General features: G+C 37.6%; 14 protein-coding genes. 2 read left to right on the forward strand and 12 right to left on the reverse strand.

Annotation, left to right across the window (positions count from 1 at the left end; genetic code table 11):
* Nucleotides 1-45: 45 nt before the first annotated feature.
* The 4 genes from O4O04_RS15180 to O4O04_RS15195 are packed head-to-tail and all read right to left on the reverse strand — an operon-like array spanning nucleotide 46 to nucleotide 5,310.
* The gene (locus tag O4O04_RS15180; RefSeq protein ID WP_272532635.1) at nucleotides 46-762 is read right to left on the reverse strand and encodes a purine nucleoside phosphorylase YfiH/LACC1 family protein; all 717 of its coding nucleotides are present in this window, start codon (nucleotides 760-762) and stop codon (nucleotides 46-48) included.
* Nucleotides 759-2,309: a hypothetical protein gene (locus O4O04_RS15185; RefSeq protein ID WP_272532636.1), complete on the reverse strand. Its 1,551-nt coding sequence runs from the start codon at nucleotides 2,307-2,309 to the stop codon at nucleotides 759-761. Before O4O04_RS15185 ends, O4O04_RS15180 begins: the two co-directional genes overlap by 4 nt.
* A complete protein-coding gene (locus O4O04_RS15190) occupies nucleotides 2,306-3,400 on the reverse strand; it encodes a hypothetical protein (protein WP_336297482.1) in 1,095 nt (364 codons plus the stop codon). Before O4O04_RS15190 ends, O4O04_RS15185 begins: the two co-directional genes overlap by 4 nt.
* 59 nt (nucleotides 3,401-3,459) lie before the next feature.
* The gene (locus tag O4O04_RS15195) at nucleotides 3,460-5,310 is read right to left on the reverse strand and encodes an extracellular solute-binding protein (protein WP_272532637.1); all 1,851 of its coding nucleotides are present in this window, start codon (nucleotides 5,308-5,310) and stop codon (nucleotides 3,460-3,462) included.
* On the opposite strand from O4O04_RS15195, the gene O4O04_RS15200 reads away from it, so the two are divergent.
* Nucleotides 5,299-6,852: an alpha-amylase family glycosyl hydrolase gene (locus O4O04_RS15200; protein ID WP_272532638.1), complete on the forward strand. Its 1,554-nt coding sequence runs from the start codon at nucleotides 5,299-5,301 to the stop codon at nucleotides 6,850-6,852. The genes O4O04_RS15195 and O4O04_RS15200 overlap by 12 nt on opposite strands.
* 2 nt (nucleotides 6,853-6,854) lie before the next feature.
* On the opposite strand, the gene O4O04_RS15205 is transcribed toward O4O04_RS15200, so the two are convergent.
* The 7 genes from O4O04_RS15205 to lptE form a co-directional block, all read right to left on the reverse strand.
* Complete coding sequence (locus tag O4O04_RS15205) at nucleotides 6,855-8,933, reverse strand: RelA/SpoT family protein (RefSeq protein WP_272532639.1); 2,079 nt, start codon at nucleotides 8,931-8,933, stop codon at nucleotides 6,855-6,857.
* Nucleotides 8,933-9,808 (reverse strand): carboxylating nicotinate-nucleotide diphosphorylase, encoded by an 876-nt coding sequence (gene nadC / locus O4O04_RS15210; RefSeq protein WP_272532640.1) that lies wholly within the window; start codon nucleotides 9,806-9,808, stop codon nucleotides 8,933-8,935. Before nadC ends, O4O04_RS15205 begins: the two co-directional genes overlap by 1 nt.
* A 49-nt stretch (nucleotides 9,809-9,857) precedes the next feature.
* Entirely contained in the window at nucleotides 9,858-11,447 is a 1,590-nt protein-coding gene (locus O4O04_RS15215; RefSeq protein ID WP_272532641.1) for a DUF4398 domain-containing protein, read from the reverse strand.
* Between the two features lie 50 nt (nucleotides 11,448-11,497).
* On the reverse strand, nucleotides 11,498-11,833 hold the full coding sequence (locus O4O04_RS15220) for an STAS domain-containing protein (RefSeq protein ID WP_272532642.1): 336 nt from the start codon (nucleotides 11,831-11,833) through the stop codon (nucleotides 11,498-11,500).
* Between the two features lie 87 nt (nucleotides 11,834-11,920).
* Nucleotides 11,921-13,036, reverse strand: coding sequence for a tRNA guanosine(34) transglycosylase Tgt (tgt, locus tag O4O04_RS15225; RefSeq protein ID WP_272532643.1), 1,116 nt, complete (start codon nucleotides 13,034-13,036; stop codon nucleotides 11,921-11,923).
* Nucleotides 13,033-13,530: a Fur family transcriptional regulator gene (locus O4O04_RS15230; RefSeq protein ID WP_272532644.1), complete on the reverse strand. Its 498-nt coding sequence runs from the start codon at nucleotides 13,528-13,530 to the stop codon at nucleotides 13,033-13,035. Before O4O04_RS15230 ends, tgt begins: the two co-directional genes overlap by 4 nt.
* Before the next feature lie 18 nt (nucleotides 13,531-13,548).
* The gene (gene lptE, locus O4O04_RS15235; RefSeq protein ID WP_272532645.1) at nucleotides 13,549-14,118 is read right to left on the reverse strand and encodes an LPS assembly lipoprotein LptE; all 570 of its coding nucleotides are present in this window, start codon (nucleotides 14,116-14,118) and stop codon (nucleotides 13,549-13,551) included.
* A gap of 100 nt (nucleotides 14,119-14,218) precedes the next feature.
* Between lptE and O4O04_RS15240 the strand changes: the two genes are divergently transcribed.
* Nucleotides 14,219-16,009 (forward strand): M23 family metallopeptidase, encoded by a 1,791-nt coding sequence (locus tag O4O04_RS15240; RefSeq protein WP_272532646.1) that lies wholly within the window; start codon nucleotides 14,219-14,221, stop codon nucleotides 16,007-16,009.
* Between the two features lie 384 nt (nucleotides 16,010-16,393).
* Here O4O04_RS15240 and greA read toward each other — a convergent pair whose 3' ends face one another.
* Entirely contained in the window at nucleotides 16,394-19,222 is a 2,829-nt protein-coding gene (greA, locus tag O4O04_RS15245; RefSeq protein WP_272532647.1) for a transcription elongation factor GreA, read from the reverse strand.
* Between the last annotated feature and the right edge of the window lie 96 nt (nucleotides 19,223-19,318).

Genomic DNA, 19,318 nt, shown 5'->3' on the forward strand with positions numbered 1-19,318 from the left:
TATTATTTGAGCATAAAGGAAAATCCAACTGGACTTTCTCGCAGCTCAATCTTTTAATATTCTAATGCAGTGAAGATTCCTTCCCTTGTCTCCGCTCCGATGACTAAACCAATTGGGACTATCTAGAGTTGATTCATTTACATTTATAACTAAAGCCTTTGGATAATAATCCTTTATTTTGGATTGAATATACCCAGACAGATCCAGATTGTATTTACCTGCGGTATCCTTGGCAATTGCGAATCCAGATTCGAGAAAATAACTCGCGACATCTTCACTCACTTCATAATCCTTTGCTAGGATATGTGATCCAATGTAGAATCCAATTTTGGGATTTGTAATTTTACTTTGCCTATCCAATCCTTTCACAGTCTTATTGAATGTATTGGAAATAAATTTCTCTGTGATTCCAAGCTGGGTTCCCTTCCATCCCGAATGGATCGCTCCAATAAAAGGATAATCGAATGACCATACCAATATTGGAACACAATCGGCTGTCCGAATTACTAGCGTTTGATTATACTCACTAGTATACAAACCGTCTCCCTTGCTATCTGATTTTATTTCTTGAGTATTCCAGATAGCATCAGAATGGATTTGGTCTAGGCTATAAATTTCTTCCGATTCATCCTTATGAAAATTACGAATCGTTTTCTTACAATAGAGATTCCAATCTGTTCCATCATTTTCTACTAGATCTCTCTTACCTAAGCTAAGAATTTCTATTCTGCCGTAATCAGTTGGAATGGTAAAGTCAATCATAATTGAGTCCATTCATTTGGTTTCAACTGGCTTAGATCAAAATTTCCATCTTGCAGCATTGCATCGACCATTTCTTGATCATGCGTAAGCATCTTCCAAGTAAGTAAATTTCCATTCCAGTTATAAATAATATTTCGATTGCTTGCACTCAGTTCTGGATAGTGATCTCCCATTACTACATTGATCTTACGATCGATTAGATACTTAAGAGGAGATTTCTTCTCGTGTCCAATTTTCGATCGTTTATCTATCTTCTGCTTGGCAATATATTTATCAGTGAGTCCAGTCGATGATTCTATCGCCAATCTGGGCTTCATATGGTAGATAAAATGAGCTTGCGCACCAAAGAAAGCAAAAGCATATTGATCAACAAAAACTTTAGAATATACCAATTCTTGTGATCCCAAATTTTTATAGAACATTCTTTCTTCACCAATTCCTGTTGACTTCCAAATCTCCCAAGGGTTTGTTTCGTAAATTTTGCCACGAAACAAAGAAGAAAAAACAAAAAGGATACAAATTGCGATGGAAAAGGCATGACCAAAGCGCGGAAATCTCTCAATCCAAACTGCACTTGCTTCATTCAAACGATCCCAGACTAGAACAATTGCTACAGGAACGATGGGAACTATAAAACGAGCAAACATAAAATCTCCACCCACATAGAGAATATAAGCCAGATAGAATATAACAATCCAAGAAAAATGAGATCTCGAGAACACGATTCCAAACAAGAGAAAGACACTCATCATTGGGTATTCCTTGAAGAATAAACGAAAATATTCAAATCCTTGACGAAAGTATTGCCCCTCACCTGCTTTCGCATAATATGTATTAGGCAACATATCACCATAGTAAATTGCCTTGCAGAGATAAATTGCTATAAATGTTACAACAAATAATATGCTCATTCCATAATTGGAAACTATATACTTTCGAATATGAGCGATTTTTTCTTTATAATCTAATGTAGCAGACGTATATGTACCATAAGTATTAGTATAACTCAATGCAGATAATAGGATCGCAGACGCAAGAAAGAAAAATCCTTCTGGTCGAATCAAAATCAGCAATGAATAAGTAATAATAAATTGATTCCAGTTTTTATTCTTATAAAAATGATAACCGAGTAGAATCGTAAAAGTAAAAAGAGAAGTCTCTAATCCTGATGTAGCAAAGACTGATCCATGATAGAAAATTGAATACGTAAGTACTAGATACATATTCGGCAAAAGAAATAGAGTTCCTAAATAAAATAATATTCCTAGACAAATTGCCAAGTCTTCAATGCGAATACCGATTGGGAAAGATAAGGATAGCAATATTGTCCATATAAAATTCGAATACCCTTCTACCAAATCGTTTGGATTGAAAACTAATCCATTGCCTAACCATAAATTTCTAGCATATACGAAACTAATATAAGAATCATCGCAAAGCCAAGCTAGGTTAATCGCATTATAGAGTCCGTATCCAATAGATAATACAATAACCGTTGTTCGAAAGTAAAAATTAGAAAATACTGATGATTGAATATAAGAAATCATAACTCAAAGGAACGAATAAATTCTTCTATCATACGAATATGATCCAATTCCGGGCTAGGATTTTCTTGGCTTGGCTCATACAGATGTTCATCGAATAAATGAAAATCAAATAGCTTGAGTGTATAATCAGGAAAAGTAATGATAACATTCTCAGAGTGCACATCGAAAATCAATTTCTCTTCTTCAGCTAAATATTTAGTTACTTCAATGATTCGATGGAAATCAAACGCAATTCTTTTTAGATGAGGTCTACTGATAACACCGAATTGAGCTGTGTCAAAATTTAATTTCCATTTTGGAAAAAGTGCATCAGCGATAGGATTCTGAGGAATCTTTTCACGAAGGCGAACAAATTCTTTCATATGTTTGCCTGGCAAAATTTTCTGATTATCACAAGGCGTTAGAGATACCAGAGGCACGCCCCAAGGAGTTTTTCGAACTCTCCATCCCATGTAGAAACGAGTGGGCAAGACAAGATCTGGAATTAATGTTTTTAATTTCCAATACTGTAGTCTCTCTAATCCGAGTCTGCGAAATTTGAATTCGATATCGTCCTTGGCCGATCTGCTTCGGACTTTGGATTGAAGAAAATCTTTTAAGCTGAGTTCCTCCGGTTTTAAATATTTTTCTAAATTACGAGCAACTTCTTTATATAAAGAACCAAATAACGGATCAGATGGGAATTTAGATTTACCAACTTTGACAACTTGGTTCCAAGGCAACTTATAGACAAATTTATAAGAACCTCGACCGATATAGTCACCTGGCGATATGGGCATGAAATTATCCAAAAATTCCCTGCCGTATCTCTGAGTGATACGAAAAATATGTGACGTTGGAAAGATTCTTTCATAAAATTTTCGAATCCAACCTGAGTCGCGTAGCTTTGCATCGACTGGAATTTCGCCCAAAGGAATCGGCTCTTTATCTTCAGAACCAGGTTCCATCGGAAGTTCTTTCTCAAGACCTTTTTCCAAAAGCTCAAGAAAGTTTGGAATTTTATTGAGTCCGACACTATTGTTCCAGAATCCAACAATTTTGTCCTTCCAGTCTTTCCAATCGACGTTTGGTTTACTTTCTTCTTCGGGCATTTAACTAGCGTTATCTATTTGAATTTGTGCAAAAGTAAATAATATTATAATATTCCATACTATTCATTCCATTTTATAGAATCTGAATAAGAATCCATTGGCTTTCCAGACTGAATTGATTCTTGCAATTGTTTAGATTTCTTCTCATCCAAGAACCAGTAGTCAGAAGCAAAGCTCTCATCTCCGTATTTACCAAGTGGATTCTCAGGCATTCCAAATTTTCTCCAATACAGCAAACGCGTATTATCAACGTGCCATAGTAAGACATATGGATATTCTTTATAAATGATTTGATCCAGTTGCTTCAACATAGCGTTTCTTTTATTTAGATCAAATTCTGTTTTTTGTTTAATAATGATTTCGTCGGCAGCAGAATTCTTGTAGCCTGCAAGATTGGGTTGTCCTTCTTCATCCGCGTATTTACTGAACCATTGCGATTCTGGATCTTTGAATATTCCAGATCCCCAAGAAGCCCAAGTCATATCGAAATCGTATTTATCAACTTTGGCACTCCAAGCCGCAAGATCAGTTGTATCGATTCTTGCATCAATTCCAACGTAGCGTGCTTTTTCTAAGAAAACTGTGAAATATTTTTCAGATCTTTTGTCTCGATCCAAAATAGTAAATTTAAATTCTTTTCCGTCCTTCTCTAAAAGACCTTTAGAATTTGGCTCCCAACCAGCTTCTTTGAGAAGTCTACGTGCTTCTTCAATATCAAAATCTACCGGCTGGTTAGGATTTTTTGTACCCAGAAGATAAAAGTCAGGGAAATAACTATTCGTTGGAGCATATTGATTGTAAGCTAACTTCTCAATCATAATATTACGATCTACTAAATGAGCAATTGCCTTACGAACTCGGACATCCTTAAAGATATCTCTCCTCATATTCATCGCCCAACCTTGAAAGCCAATTGGCTTTTTATTGAAGATTCTTTGCTTTGCAATATATTTATTATCGAAGGACTCACCCTTAGTTTGCTCAGCCCATACAGAAGCAGTATACACTGGAAACATATCTATATCACCTTTTTTGAATGCTTGCAAAGCAATGGATTCTTCGCTATACACTTTATAGATGATCTGATCGAAGTTATAGCGATTTTTCTGGAATGGATATCCGCGAGCCCACCAATCGCCTCTTCGTTCTAGTTTTACATATCGGTTCTTCTTGGATTCTAACATTTTGTAAGGACCTGAAACTACATCAAATTCAAAGTTCTCTTTATTGAAATCTTTGCCTTCGAAATAGTGTTTTGGTAAAATGAATAAGGAAGATGCAATTTCATTGAAGTTATTCCAATGAATATCAGTTACTTCAAATTCTATAGTTAGACTATCTATAATTTTTGGCTTCTTGAATCTAGATAAACCGATTCGGAAAACAGCAGTAGCGTTATTCTTGTCCATGATCGTATCGTATGTGAACAAAACATCCTCTGCTGTGACAGGCTTTCCATCAGACCATTTAGCATTACCATCTATGTAAAAAGTAAATTTCTTCTTATCAGCAGAAATTTTCCAATCTCTTGCAAGATGTGGCATGGTCTCGAGAGTGATTGGATGGTATGATGTCAATGGCTCATAAAGCGATGTGAAAATTCTTGCGGTTGTTGTAAATTGTTCTAAATAATAATTCAAGGATTTTGGAAATTGATGGCTATAGATAAAAAATCTTCCACCTTTCGTCGCCTCAGGATGCGCCGCTTGATTAATTCGGTTCATTGCAGAAGGAATTGTCTTAGGATCGCCGTCCCAAGCGACATCTTGGACTTTACCAATCGGTGCTGAATTGGGATCATCTTCCGTACAAGAAAGAAAAAATACGATCGTGAAAATTCCAAGCAATAGAGAAATTACTTGGCAATTTATCCATGAGAATCTAGGCTTATTGATTGCATGTCTGTTCATCACTTCCATCAGACCATTCTATTCGAGTCCAATACAAGGATTTTTTGTAAAACTCATAACAGAAAGATTGGAAAAGAATTAGCTCTTATCTATCTAAGTCTACCAGAAGTGCAAGCTTCTGACTGTCTATGGACGATGGGAATCTGGCAGCCTTCTCCCAAGTCAATCCAAATTGCTCGAGAACATGAAGGTCTGAGACATGAATTTCAAAATTGCCTTCATGATTTGCAGAACGAAGATATCATCGGATCACCCTATTCTGTTTTTGATTATGTGCCGAACAAGGATATCTGCGAAAGCTGGGAAGCTCTCGCTGAATTTAAGAACACACTAAATCAATTCGGTAAAAAATTAATTTTGGATTTTGTTCCTAATCATCTATCCGTAGACAGCATTTGGATAGACAAATTTCCTGATGCATTTTTAGAATTGAATCACCCGCAAACAAATAATGATTATGCGAGATCGAGTTCAGAATTAAAATTAAATATAAAATCCAATTCATTAGCTAAGAATCCAAATCCTGAAAACTCCATTATAATTCCTAAGAATTATTTCCAGCATAGCTCAGGCAAAATATTCGCTCACGGTCGTGATCCATACTTTGATGGTTGGACTGATACAGTACAATTCGATTTCTCCTCAGAAGTATGCAAAGATCTTCACAATGAAATTCTTTCCAATATAAGCAATTATTGCGATGGACTCAGATGTGATATGGCAATGCTTCCACAAGCCGATATCTTTGAGAAAACACACGGTCGAAAAGGGCTTCCTTATTGGGAAGTTGTGATCAAAAATATACGCAATAAAAATCCAAATTTTATATTTATTGCTGAAGTCTATTGGCAAAGAGAATATGAGCTCCAACAATTGGGATTTGATTTTACTTATGATAAAGAACTCTATGATCGATTGAAATCCAAAAATGCAAATGAACTCACTGGACATCTTACTGCTGAGTTGAATTTTCAAAATAAATCTCTGCGATTTCTAGAAAATCATGACGAGCCTAGAGCAGCTTTAACTTTCGGTAATAATGCAATGTTCGACTTTTCACTGTTATGCTTTCTGCCTGGCGGGATCCTTATCTATGAAAATCAAATGAATGGATTCAAGAAAAGAATTCCAGTACAGCTAGGTCGTATGCCAGACGAACCAATTGATATGGGAATTCTGAATTTTTACAAAAGAGTTTTCCAGAGATTATCCTTTCGAAGAAATAAGAACCTATTGTTCATGAATGCGAGAGTAAGTATCTACGAAAATACAAGCTCCCACTATGTAGCGATTGGACTGAGATATGAAGACAACCAATCCGAAATTCTTATCTACAATCCAAATTCATATCCGATTTCTGGGAGAATTCATCTAGATCCAAGCTTTTATTCTCCGTTCATTTCCAAAGATAGCTTTACTTTTATGGATGTGATGGATGATAAATTGTATCGACAGGATTCAACGGAAGTTCATCGCGAAGGGATCTATTTCAATTTGAAGGAAAACAAATCTCACTGGATGGTACCATTAAGAAAGGAGTGAAACTATTTCTTTACAACTTTTTCTTCTGATTTCGGTACAAACTTCATTCTGTCAGCAGATATAACGTTTGGTAACAATTTCAAATTTTCTAAAATTTCTTTCAATTGATCCAAATGTTCAACCTCTAACATAAATTTTGCTACTAGTTGTCCCTTACTCATTGAAGAGGCACCGGCTTCGATGATATTGGTCTGGGTACCGGAAATTGTCTCAACCATAGACAGATAAATTCCTTGTACGTCTTTGGCTTTGACTTCGATCTGCACAGGAATAGGTTCCGACATTCCATCCCATCGAACAGGGAGTGTTTTCATTTTGTCCATTTGAGAGAGAGCTGTCTCACAAGATTTTTTGTGGACACTGACACCGCGACCGCGAGTAACAAACCCAATGATCTCGTCTCCTGGGATTGGGGCGCAGCACGATGCTCGCCTAACTAAAATATCTTTAATCCCCGCAACAACAATACTTGCCTCTTTCTGATCAAGGCGAAGTTGTTTTTTGATGGGTCTTTTCCGAATATTCTTCTGAATATCTTGTAATACATTATTTTGATTGGAATTATCGACAACCTCAGGGTGAAATTTGGAATCAGATTCTTCTTGAAGTTTATTAAAATATTGTCTTAACTTTTGTTTGGCGGAAGCAGTCTTTACAATCCTTAGCCAGATTGGTGAAGGCTTAGATTTTTTCTCAGTTTGAATCTCAACTTGATCGCCGGATTTGAGTTCGGTTCTAAGTGGAACCATTTTGCCATTTACTTTGGCTCCTCTTGCATGGAGTCCAACATCAGTATGTATGCGAAATGCGAAATCAAGAACTGTTGCCCCTTTTCCAATTTCGATGATTTCACCCTTGGGTGTAAAAACAAAAACCTCATCTTCATGCAGGTCAAATTTCAAATCTTCAAGAAACTCTTTCGAAGATGAGCTCGCATCTTGCCAAGAGTTGAGAATCTCAAGCCACTTGAGTCGGAAAGGATTTTCTTTGCCTGGAGTAGGAGCTTGGTGCGAACCTGTCCATTTACCAACGCCTTCCTTATAAGCCCAATGTGCTGCAACTCCATCTTCTGCAATTCGATTCATGTCTTTGGTTCGAATTTGAACTTCCATAGGTTTTCCATCAGGCCCGATTACGGTTGTATGCAGAGATTGATAGAAATTTGTTTTAGGAGTTGCAATATAGTCTTTAAAACGACCTGGGATCGGAGTCCAAAGAGTATGGACAATACCAAGAACACCATAGCAATCCTTGATCTCATTTGTTATAATTCTTATAGCACGAAGATCAAAAATTTCTGATATAGATTTATCTTTCGTAATCATTTTACGATATATCGAATAGAAATGTTTTGCACGTCCTTCAACTTTAGCATCGATATGAATTTCAGCTAGTCTTTGTTTGAGTATAATTTTTAGTTTTTCTAAATATTCTTCTCGTTCAGATTTTTTCAGTGCGACGCTTGACTTAATCTCCTGGAATTCTTTAGGTTGGATAATCTGGAACGACAAATCTTCTAGTTCCACTTTTATACTATACATCCCCAATCTTCCAGCAATTGGAGCATACAGTGACAAAGTTTCGAGAGCTATTCTTTTGCCTTTATCAGATGGCTGAAATCTAAGAGTCCTCATATTATGAGTTTTGTCTGCGAGCTTAATCAAAATGACTCTTGCATCCTGAATGGTTGCGACCAACATTTTTCTGATATTTTCGGCGGCTTCTGTTTCTTTGGACTGAGATTTGATTTCGGAGATTTTGGTTACGCCTTCAACGAGATTGGCAATTTCTTCTCCAAAGTCACGAATCATATCAGCTTTTGTATAAGCAGTATCTTCTACTACATCATGCAAAAGTCCTGCAGAGATAACCCTCTCATCTAATCCTAGTTCGTCTAAGATTCCAGCAACGTTCAATGGGTGGATGATATATGGCTCACCAGAAAGTCTCTTCTGGCCAGTATGCATTTTATCAGAAACATCATAAGCACGTCGAATTAAGGCGCAGGCTTCTTCGCCTAATCGTTTTTCTACGGAAGCAAAAAGATCTTCTTTTTCTATGGTTTTCTGTCTAAGTCCCATTAGAAACCTTCCAGGTCCAAGCCGATGTCAAGAAATTTCGTTGTATGAGTAAGGTATCCCATACTCACTCCAATATCACCGATCTCAGAAAGGGCTTTTAATTTCTCGGGAGTGATTCCGCCTGACGCTTCAATGAAAATTGACGAAGAACTGCTGCGTAATTTCTCAACAGCGATCTTTGTATCTGTTATAGTAAAATTATCCAATAGAATAATATCTGGTTGTGATTCAATAGCTTCATCCAATTGGTTAAGATTATCAATTTCCAATTCAATTTTCTTATTCTTATGCTTCGCTCTAATCATCTCAACAGCATGTTTTATCGATCCGATTGCTTGCACATGGTTGTCTTTTATCATTGCCATATCAGATAAATTGATTCTATGATTCCAACCGCCACCTGTGTAGACAGCGTATTTGCTAAGTTTACGGTATCCAGGAAGAGTTTTACGAGTATCTAAAATGCGAATATTCGGATATTCATTAACAATCTTATTGGTAACCGATGCGATTCCTGACAAATACTGTAAAATATTGAGTAGGATTCGCTCTACTCTCAGAAGTATTCTAACAGATCCGGTGATTTTGGCAATTTTGCTTCCGGGGAGAAGGAGTTCTGAATCCTTCATCCAAACTTCCATACTCAGAACTTTTCCGAACCGATCATTGATCGCATCCAACACACCTATTCCGCAGAGGACTCCTGCCTCTCGGGAATTCAAAACTCCAGAGATTATTTTGTCTTCGGAAAAAATAGATTCCGTTGTGATGTCGCCTTCTGGTGCATCTTCTGCGATTGCTAAATCTAAAATCGGGAAATAATCAGTAAGTTCAAGGTGGGAAATGGGGTCAGTGTAGCCCCTTATAGTATTCATATGGAGACAAGTTGGGGGAATGCCTCCCCCATAAAATTCAAATTAGAATTTATTCCTCTTCTAATATTTCTTCTTCATTGCCAGTATTGGTTTCCTCAGATGGCATTTCATCATCTGGACCATTGACTGGCTTAACAATAGAATCAACTTTCTTACCGTCACCACTTGTTGAATCGCCTGATTCTTTCTTCATCTCAGTTGGCTCTTCTTCAACTTCTTCTGATCCATTCACCGGAGTATCAGTTTCTGTTTTGTAAGGACTTCCAATTTCACCCGTTTTTGGTGGAATATAAAGAACTTGGTTTGGATAGATTAGGTTTTTGTTCTTGATCTTATTCTTGTTAGCTTGGTAAATTCTAGGCCAAAGCTTTGGATTGCCGTAACTATTTTTGTTACCTGCAATTCTCCAAAGACAATCTTCAGGTTGTTGCTTTCGAACTACGTATTTGCTCCAACCTTCTTTTAGCTTACCATCTTTATTGCTATCTTTGCCATCATTTTTCGAATCGGTTGCAGACGTTTTCATTTTATCATCTGAATTCGTAGCTGAACGATTCGCAACAGAAGTAGCTGAGAGACTAGCTGTCTGTTCAGTTACGATTTGTCCAAGGCGAATTGCTTCTTCTGATTGGCGGATCGAATCTTCATACTTTTCTTGTGAATAAAGATTTCCAGCTGAAGCAAGGGATTCGTTTGCAGCGCCTAAATTTTCGCGAGCGCTTTCGTAATTAGATTTCTGATTTGCATCCTTGGATACTGAATCTTCTTTGATTTCCTCAAAACGAGAGTTAGCATCTTCGACAACTTCAGTTGCCGTAAGATTTCTCTCTCTTGCATAATTTTGGATCGATGCAGCAAGTAATGCTCTACTGTTTTTTCTAGAAGCAGAGATTTTATCATTAGCGGATTTCAATTCATCATTATCAATATCTTGATAAGCAGAAGCAAGGTTCTCGCGCTCAGCACGAGTTTTGTCGTTCATTCCGCCGATATAGGTTTCTGTTGTGTTCAGGTCTTCTTCAACATAACGTGCTGATTGTCTTAGCTCATCTTTATTGGAGAGTGCTACTTCGCGAGCTTTATTGGCAGAAGTCTTAGATGCTAAATATTTATTGTGAGCATCTTCATATTCATCAAAGGATTTATTTCTGAGTTCAGATTTTTTGGTTTCATCTTTTTCTTGCAAAAAGCTACTGAGACTTGCATCTCCCGCTTCCATTGCCTGATCCCCTTCTTTTCTGAGCTGAACCGATCTGTCAAAATCGTCTGGAGCAAGACCAGTTGCGAACGCTTTGTCCGCTTGATCAATAGCTTCAGTTGCTTCATCGCGAGTTTTCGCAGAAAGTCTAGGCAAAGTCTTCTCTAGTGCGTCGTTTGCCTTAGAAATAGAATAGTCTGCCCTCTTTTTTGCATCGCTCGCTTTCTCTTCAGAAGCATTTTCATGAGCTTCAAAAAGTGCATCTTTCGATTCTTTCAATTCGTCTGGAGCATACTCCGTTGCTTGGAGTGATTCGGCACGTGCAATCGCTTGTCTAGCATTGCTCATTTCTTGAATAGGAAGTTCACTTGCGCAAGAATAAGCGAATGCTAGCGTAGCAACACTGAGAAGTATTCTACTATATTTGTGGTTTGGTTTCATTTCAGACTCCATGTCATTCTCCATCGAAACGGAGAGTCCCATAGGATAGATTATTTAAAAGCAGCTACTGCGTCGTCTTCGTTATCAAATATCTCGAAGAAAGATGTTAGTTTAGTTAGCTCAAATACTTTTCTAACAGATCCAGATACGTTGATGATTTTTAGTCCACCTTGGTATTTTTTCAAGTTAGATAAGCTGGAAATAAGCGCACCGATTCCAGAAGAATCGATATAAGAAACTTTCTCTAGATTGATGATGATACAGTATTTCTGCTCTTCTATTAGCTTGGCTATAACGTCCTTAATTTCGGGAGCGTTGTAAAGGTCTATCTCTCCGTTTATATCGAGGAGGATGATGTTGTTTTTTTCCCTTCTGGTGATCTCCATGCGTTTCTAGAAACTCCTGTATGAATAAATGATGGACTAAGCCTTTTCCGTACAATTACAATCAGGAAAGGGATAAACGTCAAACAATTAATTTGAAGAATCGTATAAATTTTTCCATTCAGTGTAAAATTCGGGAAAATACCCTGATTCGATGGAATTTCGTACCATTTGCATGAAATCTCTCATAAATTGCAAATTGTGGAAAGTAGATAACTGCAATGCCAAAATTTCTTTCGACTTATGAAGATGCCTTAGATATCCTAAACTATAATTCTTGCATACTTTACAGTTGCATTCTTCATCAATCGGCTTATCAGATAGTTTGAATTTTTCATTTCGAAGATTGAGTTTACCTTTTCTTGTAAATACTTGTGCATTCCGAGCATTACGAGTTGGCAATACACAATCAAACATATCTATACCATTCCGCACTCCATCCAAAATATCTGGAACAGTACCAACTCCCATTAAGTAGTGCGCTCTGTTCGGATCCAAATGCTCAGCTAAATGTTCTAATACTTGAATGAATAGTGGTCTTGGCTCACCTACAGATAATCCACCAACTGCTATTCCTGCAAAAGGATAGGATTGGATTTTTTCTAATGAAAGTTTGCGTGCGTTAAGATCCATTGCACCTTGTGAAATTCCAAAAACATAGGACTGTGTATCCATTGTCTCCCAATGTTTGATTGAGTTTTCCGCCCATCTATGAGTTCGGTCCAATGATTCTTGTATGCGTTTTGAATTGCTATCATAAGGAGCACAATCATCTAGAACCATCCAAATATCCGAACCGATTGAACGTTGGATTTCTAATACTTTTTCTGGAGTAAATTTATGCCTTGATCCATCTAGATGTGATTGGAACTTAACTCCATCATATTCGAATTTGAATAGGCTTGATAGTGAGAACATTTGGTATCCACCACTATCGGTAAGCATAGCCTTATCATAGCCCATGAACTTTTTGACACCATGAAAATGATCTAACACTTCTGTGCCTGGTCGTAGATAGAGATGGTAGGTATTGCTTAGGATCAGTTCATATCCCAATTCATTTATATCTTCTGTTGAAAGTGCCTTGATTGTACCTTGTGTTCCAACAGGCATAAAAATGGGAGTCTCAATCGATCTCCCACCAACATTCAATAAACCTGTTCTTGCAAAGCTTCCTTGAGCTCTTTTTAATTCTTTAAATATCACAAAGCTGGATTCTTGTTTTGATTGTGCTGACAAGACTTGGGACTATCACAGACTCCGTATATATTCAAGTCATGTCCTGTGATCGAGAATCCTTTCTCTCTTGCGGCTTTGCGTTGGAGTTCTTCAATTTTCTCATCAATAAATTCTACAATTCTTCCGCATTCAATACAGATAATATGATCGTGATGGGCATGACCTATGATATGTTCATAGTATTTATAATCTTTTCCAAAGTTATGCTCTTGCAACAAACCAGCTTCCACCATTATGGAAAGGATACGATAGATAGTTGCTTTGGAAATCTCGTCTCTTCTATCTTTTAGCTCTTCTTGGAGAGATTCAGCTGTGAAATGATTGTGAATTGAAAAAATTTTCTCAGCAACAAGCATCCTTTGGGATGTAATTTTGAGACCTTTTTTCTTCAAATAATTGGAGAAGGTCAACATCTCCATAGCTGTATCTTCTTTAGTGTGCGGTGTTGTTGAATCTGTCATAACCTGCTCTCAGTTTATTCATTCGTCAATATTCTTCGCAATCGAAAAATACCAAGCTCGTTCCAATTCTTCGGCAATTTTGACAGCCATGACTCTAGCCATTCTATCTTGAGCTTGAATCTCTGATTCCCGATAACCCAATTGCCGAGAAAAATAGGCACGACCTGGTATCTCAGTTCGTTCCAATTCAATTCTTTCGTTTGTGTCGGCTTTATGAAGTTCGATTTTTGTAATTGAGAACATTTCTGATGAAAGATGTTGATCTCCTAAATCCATAAGATTGCCAACCAATTGATAGTGAGTCACTTCACCGTGGATGCGATAGGCCGCTTTAAATTTGTCACGTACTTGGATGAATCTCCCTCTTCGATCCACTTCCGATTTCAAATACTGAGTAACCATTGTATGAAGCTGGGGTGCATAGGAAGCATTTCGAAAGTTTTGTATATAAACAGTTCGCACCGAATCCGGAAGCGGAGTTCCTCGAAACTTGGGAGGATTGCCCGGTTCGCGATGGAAGTAGCTACAAGAAGAGAGACCAATCACAAAAACAAAGACTAAAAGATTTAGGGATTTTCTGCGATTCATGCCATTCATTCCCTTCCAGATTAGAGAGAACTACTCCATTGTCAACCAAGGTTAAGGGAATCGCTTGACGTTTTTGTTGCAGGCAACTTATTGATAAAGGATGCAATTATTCGAACTTCGTTTATTTCCTCGATTTTCCACAAACAAATCTGGATTTCTAAATTTTTTATGTTTATTTATGGTTTTATTTTCTGTATTTCTCAATCCGTTTGCATTGAAATCTCAGGAGTCAAGATTTCAAATTCATAGAGATGAACCCGGCTGGCCTTTAGATTTTTTCAGTCCGATTTCAGGAACGTTTGGCGAATACCGCAATCACAATATGCATATGGGTGCTGATTTTAAATCCTATGGGCTTAACGGACATCCCGTATTAGCAGTGTTTGATGGATCGATAGATCATATTTCTCAATCACAGAAAGGATACGGTACATCTTTCAACTTATATTCAAATGAGCTTTCTATGAAATCCAAATATGCACATCTTTATTCTTTTCAAGGCTCAAATTCTAAATTAGAATTACTCAGGCAAGCATTGTGTCTGCTCATTGGAAAAGATGAATTTTACATCAATCTTCCGAAAGGAATGTTTGAAGTAAAAAAAGGAGATTGGATTGGGCTTACCGGCGAATCTGGATCAGGGATTTCTCATCTCCATCTTGAATTTCGAGACGACAAGGGATTTATCAATCCACTTTTTTTTACAAGTTTTCATCAGAAAGACAATATTGCGCCAACCATTCTCAAATTGTTATGGGAAGATTCCGCGCGCTCGCAAGTATTAGAACTGCAAACCAAACAAATCGGCCCAGGCCAGTATTCAATCCAGGAACCAATCGTCGCTCGAGGTAAAATCCGCATCAAGCTTGGAGGATATGATTTTATTCGTTCCAGAAATAAAAACAATGTCTATGCAATCGAGTTAATCAATGGAACAGACAAATTGTATCGCAAAGAATTCTTTTATGTTCCCTATTCTGATTCATCCAACAAACAACTATTTTACGATATCAATCGATCTTCTTTATCGCCTCCAGTCTATTTTTATAATGTTTTTGATCCAAGCAAAGGCTATTCAATAGATCTTACGGATCATGAAATCGGTGACAAAATCCTTCTTACTGCAATCTTAGAAGATGCAACTGGGAATCGCTCCGAACTACCAATCCAAATTGAAGTTGGGATTCCGAGAAAGGATACAACAATCCGACCAGTTCCCAATTCTAAAGTCGGAGATATTTACACAACTTCTGATAAAGTAGTAAGTCTTGATTTCAAAAAAACTTCAACCTATGGAAATGGCTATCCGTTGATATCCAAAACTGATTGGGAGAAAGAAGGAGTAAAAATCGCTAAGGGACTAACGCCTGTGAGTGATCCTTATAAAATTTCCGTCATGAACTTCAATTGGAAAGGAGAAGCGACTGGATTTATAAAAACTAAAAATCCACCCACAAGCAAAGAGAGCCTCTATTTCTATGATACTTCCATCAAAAGATTCAACGGTATATCATCGACTAGAACCAAAGACGGATTCCAATTCAAAACAGAAAAATTAGGTATCCTTGGAGTTTTTGCAGACGAAGCACCACCTAGCGTTCATTATGCTTATTCTTACGCAAAAGAAATTCATCTTGAGAATGCAAGAACACCTGGAATATCCGAGAGATTGTATTATCTTGGAGATGTCGGATCCGGCTTTACAACAACGCCAGAAGTTTTGCTCGAGGGAGAAGTCTATCCTTTTGAATATGATAAAGACAGACGAGCTATCAGCATCAAGATACCAGATAAAGCCTTTCTTGAAAAAAAATACTTACTCTTGCAAATCCGACCCAAAGATTGGGCAGGAAACCAAGGAAATTATTTTACTGAAATACTCACTCCCTGACTCCTTCGTTCCGTCCGGTGGCCAGTTTGGAATGCCAAAGCCGTCAAGAAGGAGTCACTCCGCACGGGCTGAAGAAGGCTACGCACTTACATTCCCCCAGCACAATTTCCTTCGGAAAGTTATGCTGGACAGGTCACGATAGATAATTTACCGTTAAGTCCAGCACCACGACAACAAAAGAGCGTTAGCGACTGAGTGGTGCTGGGGGATGTAAGTGCTCCGCTCAAGGTTTAAGAGATCTCAATTCATTTATGCGATTTTGATTGGTATATAGCAAAGTGCAATTGGCTAACTAATTCTATTCCACCCCGTGCATAAAAAAAGCGGATCCCAGTTATGAGATCCGCTCTTAGAAGCATCAATGCAGTGATTGAGGCAGCCTAATTAATGTTCGATGCTTGAGTATCTTCCGATTTCAAGAACTGTGTAGGAAGTTTCCTGAGAACCAAAAATCAGAATGGCTGTGTCACCGACTGATTTACCAAGCAGAGTTTTGGCAAGAGGAGCTTGGTAAGAAATGATATTCTTACTAGTATCCGCATCCCAAGTTCCAAGAATCGAGTAACTGAGAATCTCTCCAGTTGCTTGGTTCTTGAGTTTTGCTGTACATCCAATTCCAATCTTTTCTGTCTTGATGTTCTGAGTGTAATCTTCAAGAACTAAGGCATTCTTAAGATCGGAATCCAATTTCTTGATAGCTGCTTGAATCTGAGTTTGTTTCTCCATAGCCGCTTTGTATTCCGCGTTCTCACGAAGGTCACCCTTCTCTTGAGCTTCACCAATATCTCTGGAGTTCTCAGCCATCTCAACATTGATCATTTGCTCAAGTTCGGATTTCTTCTTATTGAAAGCCTTTCTTGTAACAAGGAAGCTGTTGGTTGGGATTTTTGCTAAGATATCATCTTCGTCATCGTCTTCGCTTACATTGCCTTCATCCCATTCCAAATTCGGTTTGAGTTCAGAGATCAGGGATAGAAGTTTTTCTTTCTCGGAGTCAGTGATGTACGATACTTCTTTGTAAAGTGCGTAGAGCTTACGAGCATATTCATCATCTCCGGATGCAATTGCTTCCTTCAATACATCTTGCGGCTCGCCTTTATCAACGAGGATTCCATGAGCTTGATTCTTGAGTTTATTGCCTTTCGGTTCAATCTTACCCAGTGGCTTGAGGATACGAAGTGTTCGCAAAACCAAATCATTCTGATCAAACTTCAAGTAATCATAAGATCCAGGTGAGTTCAGAATCGCTTTCATCATCCATATAAAAACTTCAGGGAAATTCTTAGCTTTCTTGCAGATGGTTTCTAGAAAAAGATTCAGTTCTGAGATTTTGCCATCTTCATGAAGAAGTGTCCAAACATGTTTGGTAACTTTTGGTGGAACTTCGAAAAGGATTTCAAAGAAAATATCAACATATTTCGGATGATATTGTTTTATTAAATCAACTAAACCTTTCTTGATTTCTAACTGGGAAATCGATGCGGACAATTGAATGCATTCTTCCTTTGTCAATCCAGCTATAATATCACTGATCTCAGCTGGTGAAATTTTACGAACAACTTCCAATGGAGGGATCGCATCAGGATTGCTAGCTTTTTCTTTGGCAAAAGGTTTCGTAAAAGCGTCATCCAATTGATCCAAATAAAGATAAGCGATAATCTTACGATTCGTATCTTTAGATAGTTCTTCTTGGTTGTATTTACCATTGAAATGATCCGCAGCTTGAACCGATTCGGTTTGGTCTTTGACTGCTTGCAGAGCGATATCCAATCTTTTGAATGGATCTTGGGTCGCTTCAAATTTCGCAATCAAACCATCTGAATGCGTGATCTTTTGTTCATGATAGACCAACTCATCCTTTTTCTTGGGATTCATTCCAATATTCGGATCTTGCTTTAACGCTTGCTTTACTTTCTGCCACCATTTAGACCATTCATCCGCTTTCAAAAACTCACCAACCATCTCAACTTTGAGATCGCCAGTGGTCATAGCGTTGTCATGTGACTTGACCATCCAAGAAATAAAATTCACAAGATCATTCTCAAACAAATCCATAATCTGGTCTTTATTTTCATAATAAGTAACCCAGATATGATCTTTCTTGAGAGGCTTTAGTGATGTGATAGCCATTTGGATAGAAAGCTTATGATTCTTCTTGTCTTTGAAATCAACAAAGATAGAGTCACCATTCTCGGAGATGGATACAATTTTACCCACACCCCAATTTCTATGCATTACATAGTTGCCTGTATCAAAAACGATATTTCTTTCAAAGTTTGTGATACAAACTTTTACAGGCTTACGGTTATTGCCAAGATCAGAAATTTTGAGAAAATGCTCTAACAATGAATGTTCGGCATATTTCTTACGATAGACTCGAATCAATTCAGTTCTTGCTTTCTGTGCAGCAGGCTCGTGATCTAATATTTTCTTGAGAAATAGAATGACCTTGTCCCAATCTTCTAAACTTTTGTAAGGCTCAAGGATCGGATAAAGTAGAGTAACCAATCTTTGCTTTTCTCTATGAGCAAGAAATTGTCTTTCTATCTTTTCAATAAATGCTATATCTTCGTAATTGTTCGTTACGATGATTGGCCAGATCTCATCGAGTGCTGTAAAACTCTTGGTCTTTGCAAATTCTTCGACGGCTTTCTTAAGATATCCAATCGCTTCCTCTTTGCTCTCTTCGAGAATCGAAAGTCCATATTTCTTTTGGATCTCTGGATTCTTACGATCAAGTTTAGCGAGTTTTTCTAAAACTGGTTTGAGTTCTTTGTTCTTCTTAAGTTTTTCCAAAGCTTCTGCTTTGTAACGAAGCGCAATTTTATTATTAGGATCGTATTTGAATATATTGTCTGTAATGTATTCTATGATTACCCATTTGCCATGGCTACGGAATTGTTCCAAAAGATTCTTAAGCTGAGGAGTTTCTTGTACCGCATTCGAGTCTGTAATCAGAGAGATGATCATGAGAAGGTACTTCGCAGAAATACTTTCAGGGTGTTCTGTGAGATGCTCTTCTATTTTTACTTTGGCATCATCGAGTTTCTTGTCAGCTTGATAGGATTCTAGTATGTCGTCATAGATTTTGAACTTAGAAGCTGGAATAGAGCTTGCGTCCATCCGAATGTATATTTCTTCATTGAATAAGGAAGTAAGCTTATCAGCTTCCGTGGCTGGTTTAGCGTTTTCCATAGTAGTAGCATCAGACATTTAGTCAGTCTCCCATAAAATCTCGCAATTTCCGAGATAAAGTTTTAGTGATTTTGTTCTAAGAAGGCCAAGGAACTAAAAGGCGTGCCTAAATAT

The sequence above is a fragment of the Leptospira sp. GIMC2001 genome, from assembly GCF_028462125.1.
Classification (GTDB): Bacteria; Spirochaetota; Leptospiria; order Leptospirales; family Leptospiraceae.